The following is a 12952-nucleotide window of genomic DNA, read 5'->3' as shown; positions in this document are numbered from 1 at the left end:
GTCACCGGGATCACCGGCGTGAAAGGAGCGGCATCGCCGTGACTGATCTACTGACGGCCCCGGCCCCGACCACCCCCGCCGCCCCGGCCAGCAGCCCTCAACGAGGGGTGCGTGCCGTACGACGGCGCCTCTTTCGGTCCGCCGGTCTGTGGCAGGGCGCAGCAGCCGTGGTCATTGGCGCCCTGGTGCTTGCCGCCGTCGTATTTCTGCTGGCCGGTGGACGCTGGTTTATCGTCTCCAGCCCCTCCATGGGGCAGGCAGCCCCGGTGGGCACCCTGGTCCTGACCACCCCGACCACCGTCGCAGATCTGCATCCGGGGGACATTGTCACCTTCCACCCGCCCACGGCCCCGGATGAGGTGTACACCCACCGGGTCCAGACCGTCACCGGTGCCGGGTCCGTAGCCACCCGAGGGGACATTAATGACATCAATGACCCCTGGACATTGCACAGGCAGGACCTGATCGGCAAGGCCGTTGGTGTCCTGCCCGCGGCAGGCTGGGCTGTCAGGGCGTTCCCGCTCCTGACCCTCGGCTCGGTCGCGCTCTGGGTGCTGACCGCCCGGTTTGCGTCAACACGGTGGCGCGTACCCCTGCGCGTCGTCGGCCTATCTGTGGTGGTCTCCTGTGCTGCGTTCATTCTGCGGCCCTTCGTCGGACTCATCATCCTGAGCACCAGCATGGCCCCCGATGGTGCCCGTGCTGTCGTCGTCTCCACCGGGCTGCTGCCCATCCGGGCCCAGGCAGCCGGGGGATCCCATGCCGATCTGGACAGCGGCATGGTCGGACGCCTGGACATCCCGAGCTTGGCCGATTCCGGCTACTACCAGATCTCCTCGGCCCTGCACCTTTCACCGTTCGGCTGGGTCATGCTCGGGTTTGTCTGCGCCATCCCGCTGCTGTGGTGCCTGATCATTGGGTTGCCCCCGGCGCCCCAACCCGCTAAGAGTCGGTCATGAGCGGGCCCACCGGCCCGGCCCGGCCAGCGTCAGGTGCTCGCCGCACCCGGCGGGTGCTGTTAGCCGCCCTCATAGCCCTGGCCCTGCTGTGCTTGGCAGCCCAGCTCGCGCCCTCCACCTCTGCCGGCTACCTAGCCAAAATTGCGAACACAGTCAACAAAGCTGGCACTGCGCCGTTCTTCACCTGCACCGGGGCGGTAACCGCCGACAGCGCCACCGCCTCCTTCGCCTACAAACTGGGCGAAACCTCCGGAAGCATCACCGCGGTGGACTACTCCGGCCGAGGGGCTAACGGCACCTACCGCGGCTCCATGGCCAGCACCAGCGCCACGCCGCGAGCCTGCCCACGCGATCCGGCCGGCGCTTACACCCTGGACGGGACCACCAGCTACCTGACCACCCCAGGACAACGGATGTCAACGAACACATTCACTCTGGAAGTCTGGTTCAAGACCACCACCGGCGGCGGCAAACTCATGGGTTTCGGTGACAGCCCCACGGGGGCCTCCGGCATCTATGACCGGCACCTGTACCTGACCAACGCTGGCCAAGTGGTCTTCGGCGTCTACCCCAACCAGGTCAAAACAATCGCCAGCCCGCTGGCCTACACCGACGGGGCCTGGCACCACGCCGTCGCCACCCTCTCCTCCGCAGGGATGAAGCTCTACCTGGACGGTCAAAACGTCGCCACGGACCCGGCCACCACCACTGGCCAAAGCTACAGCGGCTACTGGCGCATCGGCTACGGCAACCTCGCCGGCTGGGGCGCCACCCAACCGAGCACGTTCTTCTTCAAGGGCAGCCTGCGCTACGCCGCTGTCTACACGATGGCGCTCACACCCGCCCAAATCGCCGTCCACTACCGCGCCGGAACCTAACACCAGCAGCTTAGAGGATCCGCCCATAGACGGCCAACATCGTTCAGCGACCCGTAATCGGAGTCGGTCGTGCCACGAAGTGTGGCGCGGCGGAGGTGCGGCTCGGGCAGGTTTGAGATCCATGGCGAGACCGTTAGCCGATGAGTGTAGAGTTCCCGAGGACCATGTCAGAGCAGGAAGCCGTGACTGGGGTGATCATTTCCGGTCCGGGATCACCGTATCGGTCCAGTATCGTGTCCGGCAGGTAAGCTGATTCACGCACTGTGCCGGGCACCACGGTGGCGCCGGTGCCGACTACCTGATCGTTGACCGCGGCGAACCACGGCTGCCCGCGTCCTCGGCCGAAGTACTTCGGTTTCGCGGCGGCCAGGGTCTCGCTGCGCAGGGTACCCTTCGACAATTATTGGTGTCGGGCAGACATTGCAGCCTTCTGCTACCAGGATCGCCGCAATCGAGCGCGGAAGGTCATCCATGGGCGCGTTAAACTGGCCGATGTGGGTGGAGGCGTCCAGGAACCCGGTCCAGTAGCGAACCTCTTGCAGCAGCTCGGGAAGATCCACCCTGGAACCGCCCCAACGCCGCCGCTTGCTCATCACTTAGAAGCTCAACTGGCATGAACCACTCCTACCCAACAGCACAGCATCGGGCGGCCTATCGTGTAATTCCGTTCCAATGCTGCCAAGCCCGTAAATATCAGGGCAGTTGGCATGTGCTCACGCCGTAGCTGCGTGCACAATCATGACCGGGCAGTGAGCATGTGCAGAGCAGGCTGTGCTGACTGACCCCAGCAACAGCCCCTTGAAGCCGCCAAAGCCGCGACGGCCCAGAACCAGCAGCGCTGCGTCACGACTGGCCTCAATCAACGTGGGGCGGGCCGGTCCCTGCACAAGGTCGGTGGTGAGATTCTCCGGCCAGTCCAGCCCAAACGCGCGCTCAATGGCGTTGTCGAGGACTTCTTGTGCTGCGCCCATAAAATCGATGCTCCCGAGCGAATAAGGAACTTGGTAGGCGGTGGGGATGCTCCAACAGGTCATGGCCTTCACCCGGGCGCCCAACGCCACGGCGAACTTCTCGCCCTGGCGCAGGGCCTCGATGGACGCCTCAGATCCGTCGACTCCCACGATGATGGTTGCTGGTTCTTGTGCAGTGCTCATGATGCGTCCCTAGCTGTCCGTGGGTGGCGTCCACACCCAGTCGCGAATTTCCGGCAGATCTTCTAGATGCTTGTGAATGTACGTGTCGTGTTTGGCCAGCATCGCCCGGCAGTGGTCGGCCAACCCCTCTGCGCCATCAAAGTCTCCAACCACCCGGCGCAGAGCCTCCAAGACCAGGTGATAACGGCTCATCTTGTTCAACACCACCATGTCAAACGGGGTGGTGGTGGTGCCTTGTTCGCTGTAGCCACGAACATGGAATCTGCCCGGATGCGCGCGGCCATGCAGGAGCTGATGGAACGCTCGGGCGTATCCGTGCCACGCTACTATCACTTCACCCTGTGTGGTGAACAGCTTCTCAAAGTCGACGTCGGACAGGCCATGCGGGTGGACGTCGTGAGGCGGGAGCACCAACACGTCCATCACGTTGATCACGCGCACTCGCAGCCCGGGGACGTGGTGCTGGAGCAACCAGGCGGCGGCCAAAGTCTCCTCGGTGGGGACGTCCCCGGCGCAGGCCAGGACAATGTCCGGCTCGCCCGACGGCGACGGCTCATCCGGGGTGGTGATGGCGGACTCGGTGCCACCCAACGGCACGTTGTGGGTGATTCCCGCGCTCGGGGCGTGCTCGTTCCCGGCCCAGCGCCAGATCGAGGCGCCCGCAGCGGCGTGCCGGCGGGCGTCAACCAGGCTCAGATACTGGGGATGGGCTTGTTTGTCCACCACCACAAGATTGACGTAGTCCTTGCTGAGCAGGACATGTTCGGCCGCGGCCAGCAAGGTATTCGAATCTGGTGGAAGGTAGACGCGGATCACGGAACCAGAGAGGGAGAGCACAGTATCGATCAGGCCCGGTCCCTGGTGGCTGAAACCATTGTGATCGTTACGCCAACAGGTTGAGGTGAGCAGGATGTTCAGACTCGGCACCGGCCGCCGCCACGGTAGTTCGCGGGCATGCTGGAGCCATTTCGCGTGCTGGATGGTCATGGAGGCGCTCACCATGGCGAAGGCCTCATAGGTGGCGAAGAGACCGTGCCGCCCCGTAAGGAGGTACCCTTCAAGCCAGCCCTGGCAAAGGTGCTCGGAAAGGACCTCCATGACCCGACCGTCTGCGGACAGCCGGTCATCGCCGTCCCGGACCGGCTCCATCAGGCACCTGTCGGTGACTTCAAAGACGGCTCCCAGACGGTTGCTGTTCGTCTCGTCTGGGCTGAACAGCCTGAAACGGGGATCGTGTGCGGTATCCGTGTAGATGTCCCTGAGCATCTCACCCAAGGGTCGTGTGGTCTCGTGTTTCATGGACCCGGGAGTTCCTACCTCCAGGGCGTAGTTTTCTAGCGAACGCAACGGCAGTGGCGCCACATCCGGGCCGCCGTTGGCCCAAACGTTGGTGCCCATGCGCAGTTCCGTCTCGGGGGCGAGGGCCGCCAGTTCCGGCACCAGCTGGCCCCTATTGTCAAAGAGAGTTTCGGGTTTGTAACTGCGCAGCCACGCTTCCAGTTGGGCCAGGTGTGCGCGATTCTCACGAACACCTGCCAACGGCACCTGATGGGCGCGGAAGGTGCCTTCAACAGCGACATCGTCGACGACGGCGGGGCCCGTCCACCCTTTCGGCGTGCGCAGGATAATGGCGGGCCACCGTGGCGGCCCGCTGGCACCATGCAACCGCGCGTGCTGCTGGATCTGGCGAATCCGGGCGTGTGCGTTGTCCAGGGCACGGGCCAGTTGCGGGTGGACATCTGCAGGATCGTCGCCGGAGACCACTACAGGGTCCCAGCCGTGTGCACGCAGCAGCGCCATGACCTGTTCGTCGCTCTGGCGCCCCAGCACCGTGGGGCCGGAAATCTTGTAGCCGTTGAGGTGAAGTAGGGGCAGCACTGCCCCGTCCCGGCTGGGGTTCAGGAAGGCCGGAGCTTTCCAGGCACCTTCCAAGGGGCCGGTTTCAGCTTCCCCGTCGCCAACAACGCAGGCCACTATCAGTTCCGGGTTGTCCATGACCGCTCCCGTGGCATGCGCCAGTGAATAGCCCAGCTCCCCGCCCTCATGGATGGATCCGGGTGTGGGGGGACCCACATGACTTGGTATGCCCCCCGGTGTGGAGAATTGGCGGATCAGGCGGCGGAGTCCCTCATGGTCCCGGCTGATGCGGGGATAGATTTCGGAGTAGCTGCCCTCCAGATACAGATTTGCAATCACTGCCGGGCCACCGTGTCCGGGGCCGGCCACAAACAAGATCTTGGCTCCCGTGATGTTGATGAGCCGGTTTAGGTGGACATAGATCAGCGACAACCCGGGACTGGTTCCCCAGTGCCCGAGCAGCCGTGGCTTGATGTGTTCCGCCGCCAAGGGGGACCTTAAGAGGGCGTTCTCTTGTAGGTAGATTTGGGCAGCCGTCAGATAGTTGGCGGCATCCCAGTAGCGGTTCAGGAGTTCAAACTCGGCCGAGACTTGTGCGGGGTTGTCCCCACGGTGCGGCGTGGGGTTGCTTTGATCGAGCTGGCTGTTCAAGGCTGTCTCCGTGTCCTCATGGGGTGGAACTGAGCCCGTCAGTGGGACTCACCGACGCGGGAAGGTACGCGCCTGTCACCTTAAAGAGTGGCACCATCCCGGCTTGAGGGTTAGGGACCTTCGGCCCTGTTCAGCAGCCTTCGCCGTCGTCGATCATTGAGACGGAAAGTTTTGGATTGTGAGCGTTGCGAAGGATGGATCAAGCTATGGAAGAAACAACAATCCGCGAGGGTTCGCGCATAGTGGTGGGCGTGGACGGATCTCTCGAGTCCGTGCTGGCTCTGAAATGGGCCCAGACGTTGGCGCAGCCACTGAATGCAACCATCACAGCTGTCACAGCGTGGCACATGGAGACGGTTTTTGGCTCGTACATAGTCCCTGACTGGGACCCTAACGACGGTGCGCACCAGATTCTCAAGGATGCCGTTGAAGAGGCGTTTGGCGGCAACCCGCCGGAGGGATTTAACGGAATTTGTGTCCGTGGCAGGCCTGCCCAAGTGTTGATGGAGCAAAGCAAGTCAGCGCAAATGCTCATAGTCGGCTCCCGTGGGCACGGTGGGTTCGCGGGGATGTTGTTGGGTTCTGTGAGTGCAGCCTGTGCAGAACATGCAAGCTGTCCGGTGTTGGTGGTCCACGGCGCAGACGGTGCTGGCCAGTAGCTGGCGCTTTCGCCCCGTGGCGGTCGTGGAATCGACACCCGACGGCTCTGAATGAAGGTAGAAAGGGTGCAGGCCAATGGTTCGGCAGGCGCAGATAGTGGTGGGGGTGGATGGTTCACCTCCTAGCAGGGCTGCCCTGGAGTGGGCAGCACACCGGGTCCAGCGAGGGGGCTCATCGCTGCTCCTGGTTCACTCCGTCCCGGACTTCCTGGTTTCGCCGGGGCACGATGAATATGAGAGTGTTCGGGCCGCCCTCGAGGGCATGCTGACCAGTGAAGCTGCCAGCGCGCGCGAGTTTGCCCCGGGCGTGGAGGTGCAGACCATCCTCCAGTTTGGGGAGCCTGCCCTGGTGCTGGCTGAACTGTCCGCCAGTTCCGCCATGGTTGTGGTGGGGAATGACAGGAGCGCCGATGTGCATGGCGAGGGATTCGGTGCCATCAATCTGCAGCTGGCCACGATCGGGCGATGCCCCGTGGCGGTCATTCCGGCGCGCCGGGGACAGGCCAACGACGGCGTCGTGGTTGGTATTGACGGTTCTCCCCAATCTATGGCCGCGGCATCTTTTGCCGCAGCCGAGGCTGTCGACATTGAGCAGGAACTCACCGTCGTCTATGTGTCGCCCGCGGCTGCGCTACCGGCCCAGGCGGCTGCTGCCGGTCCCGCGATTGGCCAGCTGGATGACACGCGGGGGCGCATGATCTTGGAAACTGTGGTGGCAGCAGTGCGTGCCCGCCACATACACCTCACCGTTTGCGAGCGGTTCGTGCACCACGATGTGCCGGCGCGGGCCCTGATCGATGCCGGGCGGGGTGCGGCGATGCTCGTGGTGGGAAACCGTGGCAGGGGAGCCACACACCAGGCGATCAGGGGATCGGCCATCCACGAGCTGCTGCAACATGTTCCGTGCCCCGTTGTCTTGACCCCGCAGGACTATGCGGACGCCGCAGCGGGCCATCACCAAGACCATGACACCTTGTCCCCCTCACCCACTCCCTTAGAGGGTTCCTAAGATATGCGGATTGTTTCGGCGGTCGGCGGCAACGCGCTCCTCCATCGGGGAGAAACCCCTGATGCGAAGACGCAAGTCGCTCGGCTCGGTGTGGCAGCGCCGGCGCTGGCAGCACTTGCCGGTGAACATGAGGTGGTTATTGTGCACGGCAACGGCCCGCAGGTTGGTCTGCTGGCGATGGAGAACAGCGATGATACTTCGTTGAGCGCGCCCTATCCGCTGTCGGATCTGGTTGCCGAAAACCAAGGGTTAATCGGTTTCTGGTTTCAGCGGGCACTGGGGCACGCGGGTTTGGACAAGGATGTAGTGGTGCTGGTCTCGCGGACCCTGGTCGACCCCAGCGATCCTCGACTACCGGTTCCCACGAAGTTCGTCGGCTCCCTCTACGACGAACCGGCCGCGCACGCTCTTGCGCAAAATCACCAGTGGACCGACGCTGCCGACGGATCGGTGATCCTTGCCGGTGGCGGCGGTGTCCCGGTTATTCCCGATGGGCCGGGCTTCCGCGGCATCGAGGGGATTGTGGACAAGGACTATGCTGCGGCCAGGGCCGCAGCGGACTTCGTCACCGCCAGTGGTGGGCGGGCCGTGATCGGCTCCCTCGACAATCTTGAGGCGATTATGAACGGAAACGACGCGACCGAAATCCTGGGACCGGCCCGGACCCAGTCCCGCCCCGGGCGGTAGCTGCGCGAGCTGCGCAGCTCCAGGCGGGGACTATTCGAAGGAGGCGCGCCGCGGGTCCGTCAACGGTGTGCGCCACACATCAGGTCTTGTGACCTGGAACCGTCGGCCGCTGAGGTTCAGTGGCAGGATGCGCATCAGGTGGTTCTTGATCCCGCCCTGCCACGGCTGCAGGGTGAGATCGTTTGCTTCCTCAAATCCGGCGCCATCCTCGATGGCCGCAACACGTCCCCGCAGCACAACACTCCACGCCTGCTCCGTGTGAGGATCATAGCCATCAATTTCGAAGGCAACAGGTGTATTGCTCGTTGAGCCGTACAGTTTGGTCCCTTCGGCAGTTCGAAAAATGATCGATTCACCGTCCACGGCATAGTTGATGGGAAAAATCTCCGGGTGATCCTCCGCCACAACTGCCAAGCGGCCAACGACCTGGCCATGCAAGAATTCCCAACATTGGGCCCCTGACAGTGTCTCGATGTTCGCAGCATCCGGCCTGGCCCCTGAGGGTGGTGTCTTGATCGTCATGGGATCACTCTAGGCAATCAGATCCCCGGAGCCTAGGGTACAAAGTCCCAGCCGCGTCGCCTGGGCACCGTTGCCGCGGCTGCCGTTTGCGGCCCACCACCCAAGAACGCGGGTAGCCTGTGACTACGGGCCGGGTTCCGGGGGGCGTTTGACACAATGGCTGATGGTCGATTGAAGGTGGATCTGTTGAAGGACTCTGATGAGGAAAAGGCTGCGCCACTGTTGCCGCCCGCTGCAGGTACCCGGATTGAGGACTTGCTCAGGGAGTTTGTAGACAGGGCGGGCGAGCTACTCACCACTCAGGAAAGGATGCGCGGCTTGCTGGATGCCGTGGTGTCCGTAGCGGAAAACCTCAGCCTGGATGCAGTTCTGGAAAGAGTGGTGAACTCCGCTTGTTCGTTGCTGGATGCCCGCTACGCTGCGCTGGGAGTCTTGGGTGAGGACCAATCGCTGAGTCATTTCATCACCGTTGGCATAGACCAGGAACTCAGCCACCGGATAGGCCCGTTGCCCACCGGGCACGGTGTCCTGGGCCTTTTGATTCGTGACCCGCACCCGTTGCGGCTCCATGATTTGCACCAGCATCCGGCCTCCTCCGGTTTCCCCGAACACCATCCGCCCATGGTGTCGTTTCTTGGTGTTCCCATACGAGTGCGGGGAAATGTCTTTGGCAACCTCTATCTGACCGAAAAGGCAGGCGGAGAAGATTTCACGGCGGAGGACCAGGAGCTGGCAGTCGCCTTGGCCGCTGCGGCAGGGGTCGCCATTGAGAATGCTCGCTTGTTTGAGGATGCCAGGCGCCGCACGAGTTGGCTGGAAGCGTGCATGTACGTCACAGGCCGCATGATGGATGATGACCGCAACATCACCGAAAGCAGCCTTGACATGATTGCGGCCACCGCTTTGGCGGAGTCGGAATCTGCCCTGACCATGATAGGGGTGTCCTCCGATCATGGACCTGAACTGTACGTGGCGGCGGCCGCTGGGGAGCAGGGGCCGCTCATGGTGGGCCGCTCCCTGGCTTTGGACTCCCCGGCGATCGTGGAGGTCCTAAGAACTGGCATCCCCACCGTCTTCGATGACGCCACTGATCTGCTCGGCCACGAGGACGGGGCGGCGCTGGGGCCCATCATTGTCATTGCGTTGGGGCCCCAGGGCCCGAACCAGGGCTTGCTGATCCTTGCCCGCAACCAAGGATCCGGGCGCTATTCCAAGATCGTGGTGGAGATGAGTGCCGTGTTTGGATCCCATGTGGCCCTGGCCCTGGAATTGGCGAGGACGCACAGATTGCGTGAACAGATCATGGTGTTCACGGACCGGGATCGTATTGCCCGGGACTTGCACGACGTCGTCATTCAGCGGCTCTTTGCGGCCGGGCTGAGCATCCATAGCGTGCAGCGGTTCATCACCGACAAGACGGCCTCTGACCGGCTCCGGGCCGTCACCACAGAACTTGATGAGACGATTCGGGACCTGCGCAACACCATATATTCTTTACGGGTCAGCTCAGGGGAAACTGAGCTGCTCAGCGACCTGATCCTGAGAACTGTTCGCACCGCCGCCAAAACACTTGCCTTCGCTCCCCGGTTGAATCTGGCCGGGCCCATTGACTCCGCGATTTCCGAGGAAACGGCCAAGCACCTACTCGCCGTGGTGTCCGAGGGGTTAAGTAACGCGGTGCGGCATTCCGACGCAGGGTCCATTGAGGTATCCATTGACGTGACGGCGGAGCACGTGAGTGTCATTATTGACGACGACGGCATTGGTGTGGGGGATCTGGATCACCGCAGTGGTCTGCGCAATATGGAACAGCGGGCCGAGATTCTCCATGGCACGTTCCTCTTGGTCAGCGGCGACAACACCGGAACCCGGCTGACTTGGCGCGTTCCTGCGGTGGCTGCTCATTGACGGTTGTCAGTGGCCCGGGATCGCGTGTCGGTAATGAAAATGGCGGCCTGCGTGCGACGCTCAAAACCCAGTTTGGCCAGAAGCGAGGAAACATAGTTCTTAACTGTTTTCTCGGCCAGAAACATTTCACTCCCAATTTCTCGATTGGTCAGTCCACGGCCAATGAGTTTAAGGACGCGGCCTTCCTGCGGGGTCAGGGCTGAGATCCTCGGATCCACCCGTTCCGGTTCGGCCAGGCCCTGAACCACTTTCGCCAAGACCTCGGGGTTGAAAAGCGATTCACCCTTGGCCGTGCGGCGCAGGGACGTCAGCAAGTCTGTGCCGTCGATTTCCTTCAACACATAACCGGAGGCGCCGGCGAGGACAGCGCCGCGTAAGGCTTGCTCGTCGTCGTAACTGGTGAGAATCAGGCATCGCAGGGATGGATCCACAGACCGCACATCACGGCAGACCTCTATGCCCGTGCCATCTGGCAACCGGGCATCCAACACCGAAACGTCCGGACGCAGGGCCGGAATGTGCCTGGTCGCTTCCAATGCGGAACCGGTAGAGCCGATGACGGTGAACCCCTCGCCTTCAAGGAGCTCCTTCAGTCCCCGCCTGACAAGTTCGTGGTCGTCGAGGATGAAAACGGTGATCGCCGCCGTAGGGGTCGCAGTGTCTTCCGAACTGGCGGTGACTACTCGATCCATGATCTTTGCCTCCCTCCGGGGATGTGGTTCCCGCTGAGGGGATTGTTTGCTGGTTGATCGTGGCGGTGCATAATTCTGTTGTATCGGTTCTGCCAGTCTGGCCTATGCGCCGTTGGCCAGCTAGGGCACAAAGTCCCCTCGTTCACGAGCGTAATTTTTGAACCAAGGGGTTCGGGGGACTCAGCCGCAATCGAATGCTACCGGTTGAAGAGGAGCGCTCCTTCCATTTGAGCGCTCGTAGGGCGTTGAAAATTGTGGCCAGGTCCACCAGTTCTTGGCTTAACGCTCCAGCGACGGCGGGATCAGCCCTGCGGCGGCGAACATCATCAGGCTAAGACTGAGTACTATTCCTATCCAGATGCTTTGGACGGCGATCCTGGTCGTGTCCTTGCCGATGCGGACTGCGCTGTACACCTTGGACAGGTCGTCCACCATGATCACCACGTCGGCGGATTCACTTGCCGCAGTGGACCCTTTGGCGCCCATGGCCACACCCACGTCAGCGGCGGCCAACACGGGAGCGTCATTGATTCCGTCGCCGACCATCATGACAGGTCGTGGGGCCAGGGTCTGTACGATCGAGACTTTGTCTGTGGGGCGGCAGCCGGCCCGCACCTCAGCGATTCCGGCGAGGCGGGCGATGTGCTCCGCCGTCGTCTGGGCATCGCCGGTGACCATCAAGGTGTGGACAACACCCAGCCGGCGCAGTCCGGCAAGCGTGTCGACGGCATTCTCCCGCAACGGATCACTCATGATCAGTGCGCCCACGTAGTGAGAATCGGCTCCCACATAGACCGCGAGTTGGCCACCGGACAGGTCCTCCTCCGGGACCAGCCCCGTCCTTTGTGACACAAAAGAGTGCTTACCCACCACCACCTGGTGATCCCCAACCGTGGCCGAAACGCCGTCGGTGGCATGTTCAGCAGCCTCCGTGGGCCGGGATAGTTTTAGCCCGTGATGCAGCGCGGAGCTAATCACCGATGACGCCAAGACATGTGATGAATACTGTTCGGCGGACGCTGCCAGGGCCAAGAGCTCCTCGGCGGTGGGGAATCCCTGATGCGCGGAGGCAACTCTCACTTCTTCAAGCCTTGGCCGGCCCTGGGTGAGGGTGCCCGTCTTGTCAAAAACAACAGTGGCCACCCTGGCCAGCTGTTCAAGCGTGCCGCCATTTTTGACGATGACCCCGTTCCTCGCAGACCGGCTCATGCCGCCTAAAAAGGCCACGGGAGCGGCAATAAGCAGTGGGCACGGTGTAGCGACAACCAATACCTCGGCGAAGCGCAGGGCATCGCCACTCAAGAACCAGGCAGCACCTGCTAGTGCGAAGGCAAGCAGCGTAAACGGCACCGCATAGCGGTCCGCCAGGCGGACCACGGGCGCCCGGCTCTTGGCGGCGCCCTGTACCAATGCAATGATGCGGCTGTATTGAGAATCACTGACAGAAGCGGTGGCGGCCATCCGGACAGCCACCGGCCCGTTCACCGATCCGCTGAGGATACCGGCACCTTTCTCCACGTCGACGGGCAGGCTTTCTCCGGTGATGGCCGATTCATCAAATGACGCCGCAGAAGACAACAGCCGGGCATCCACGGGGACCACTTCGGAGGGGCGCACCAGCAAGATGTCCCCCGCCACCACCTCGGTGACAGCAACGTCGCTGAAGAGCCCGCCCACACCCTCTCGATGCGCCGTCTGAAGGGCCCGGTCCAGCAGCGCGGTCAACTCCGCTTGGGCTCTCCCACCACAATGGTGCTGACAATGGCTGTGACGGCCAGCAAGTCAACACCCCAACGCCCATGCACCATGTCACCGATCATGGCCGCACCACGCACCAGTGCGGCGCTGCCTGCGAAAACACTTGCCAGTAACTGTGCGGCACCGGCCTGGCCCACAGCCAGCAAGAGCAGGACGATGCACCCCACCGCCAGGGTGGCCGTGATCATGAGGTGTGTGCGAATAAGTGTCATGGTCAC

At 62.7% G+C, this 12952-nt stretch carries 12 protein-coding genes and 1 pseudogene; 6 read left to right on the top strand and 7 right to left on the bottom strand.

Annotated features, from left to right (window positions below; all coding sequences use genetic code 11):
- Positions 1 to 38: 38 nt before the first annotated feature.
- A complete protein-coding gene (locus ACX80E_RS03105) occupies positions 39 to 959 on the top strand; it encodes a signal peptidase I (protein ID WP_459300445.1) in 921 nt (306 codons plus the stop codon).
- Positions 956 to 1837: a LamG domain-containing protein gene (locus ACX80E_RS03100; RefSeq protein ID WP_459300444.1), complete on the top strand. Its 882-nt coding sequence runs from the start codon at positions 956 to 958 to the stop codon at positions 1835 to 1837. Before ACX80E_RS03105 ends, ACX80E_RS03100 begins: the two co-directional genes overlap by 4 nt.
- A gap of 154 nt (positions 1838 to 1991) precedes the next feature.
- On the opposite strand, the pseudogene ACX80E_RS03095 reads toward ACX80E_RS03100, so the two are convergent.
- The 3 genes and pseudogenes from ACX80E_RS03095 to ACX80E_RS03085 all read right to left on the bottom strand — a co-directional run.
- Positions 1992 to 2400 (bottom strand): annotated as a pseudogene (locus tag ACX80E_RS03095) (Tn3 family transposase); the annotation flags it as partial.
- Positions 2401 to 2550: 150 nt separating this feature from the next.
- Positions 2551 to 2991 (bottom strand): universal stress protein, encoded by a 441-nt coding sequence (locus ACX80E_RS03090; protein ID WP_459300443.1) that lies wholly within the window; start codon positions 2989 to 2991, stop codon positions 2551 to 2553.
- 9 nt (positions 2992 to 3000) lie between these two features.
- A complete protein-coding gene (locus ACX80E_RS03085) occupies positions 3001 to 5499 on the bottom strand; it encodes a phosphoketolase family protein (protein WP_459300442.1) in 2499 nt (832 codons plus the stop codon).
- A 206-nt stretch (positions 5500 to 5705) separates the two neighbouring features.
- On the opposite strand from ACX80E_RS03085, the gene ACX80E_RS03080 reads away from it, so the two are divergent.
- From ACX80E_RS03080 to ACX80E_RS03070, 3 genes are all read left to right on the top strand, one after another.
- The gene (locus tag ACX80E_RS03080; RefSeq protein ID WP_459300441.1) at positions 5706 to 6158 is read left to right on the top strand and encodes a universal stress protein; all 453 of its coding nucleotides are present in this window, start codon (positions 5706 to 5708) and stop codon (positions 6156 to 6158) included.
- 76 nt (positions 6159 to 6234) lie between these two features.
- Entirely contained in the window at positions 6235 to 7167 is a 933-nt protein-coding gene (locus ACX80E_RS03075; RefSeq protein ID WP_459300440.1) for a universal stress protein, read from the top strand.
- 3 nt (positions 7168 to 7170) lie between these two features.
- On the top strand, positions 7171 to 7854 hold the full coding sequence (locus ACX80E_RS03070) for an amino acid kinase family protein (protein ID WP_459300439.1): 684 nt from the start codon (positions 7171 to 7173) through the stop codon (positions 7852 to 7854).
- A 30-nt stretch (positions 7855 to 7884) separates the two neighbouring features.
- On the opposite strand, the gene ACX80E_RS03065 is transcribed toward ACX80E_RS03070, so the two are convergent.
- Positions 7885 to 8376 carry a pyridoxamine 5'-phosphate oxidase family protein gene (locus ACX80E_RS03065; RefSeq protein ID WP_459300438.1) on the bottom strand — a complete coding sequence of 164 codons (492 nt, stop codon included), beginning with the start codon at positions 8374 to 8376 and terminating at the stop codon, positions 7885 to 7887.
- Between the two features lie 156 nt (positions 8377 to 8532).
- Between ACX80E_RS03065 and ACX80E_RS03060 the strand changes: the two genes are divergently transcribed.
- Positions 8533 to 10284, top strand: coding sequence for a GAF domain-containing sensor histidine kinase (locus ACX80E_RS03060; protein WP_459300437.1), 1752 nt, complete (start codon positions 8533 to 8535; stop codon positions 10282 to 10284).
- Here ACX80E_RS03060 and ACX80E_RS03055 read toward each other — a convergent pair.
- The 3 genes from ACX80E_RS03055 to ACX80E_RS03045 all read right to left on the bottom strand — a co-directional run bounded on the left by ACX80E_RS03055 (position 10278) and on the right by ACX80E_RS03045 (position 12946).
- A complete protein-coding gene (locus ACX80E_RS03055; RefSeq protein WP_459300436.1) occupies positions 10278 to 10976 on the bottom strand; it encodes a response regulator in 699 nt (232 codons plus the stop codon). The genes ACX80E_RS03060 and ACX80E_RS03055 overlap by 7 nt on opposite strands.
- Positions 10977 to 11255: 279 nt before the next feature.
- Positions 11256 to 12701: a heavy metal translocating P-type ATPase gene (locus tag ACX80E_RS03050; protein ID WP_459300435.1), complete on the bottom strand. Its 1446-nt coding sequence runs from the start codon at positions 12699 to 12701 to the stop codon at positions 11256 to 11258.
- A complete protein-coding gene (locus ACX80E_RS03045; RefSeq protein WP_459300434.1) occupies positions 12698 to 12946 on the bottom strand; it encodes a hypothetical protein in 249 nt (82 codons plus the stop codon). Before ACX80E_RS03045 ends, ACX80E_RS03050 begins: the two co-directional genes overlap by 4 nt.
- Between the last annotated feature and the right edge of the window lie 6 nt (positions 12947 to 12952).

This window comes from Arthrobacter sp. TMN-49 (assembly GCF_054511095.1).
The sequence above is the reverse complement of the archived record's forward strand: the minus strand, read 5'-3'. Positions and strand labels throughout refer to the sequence as shown.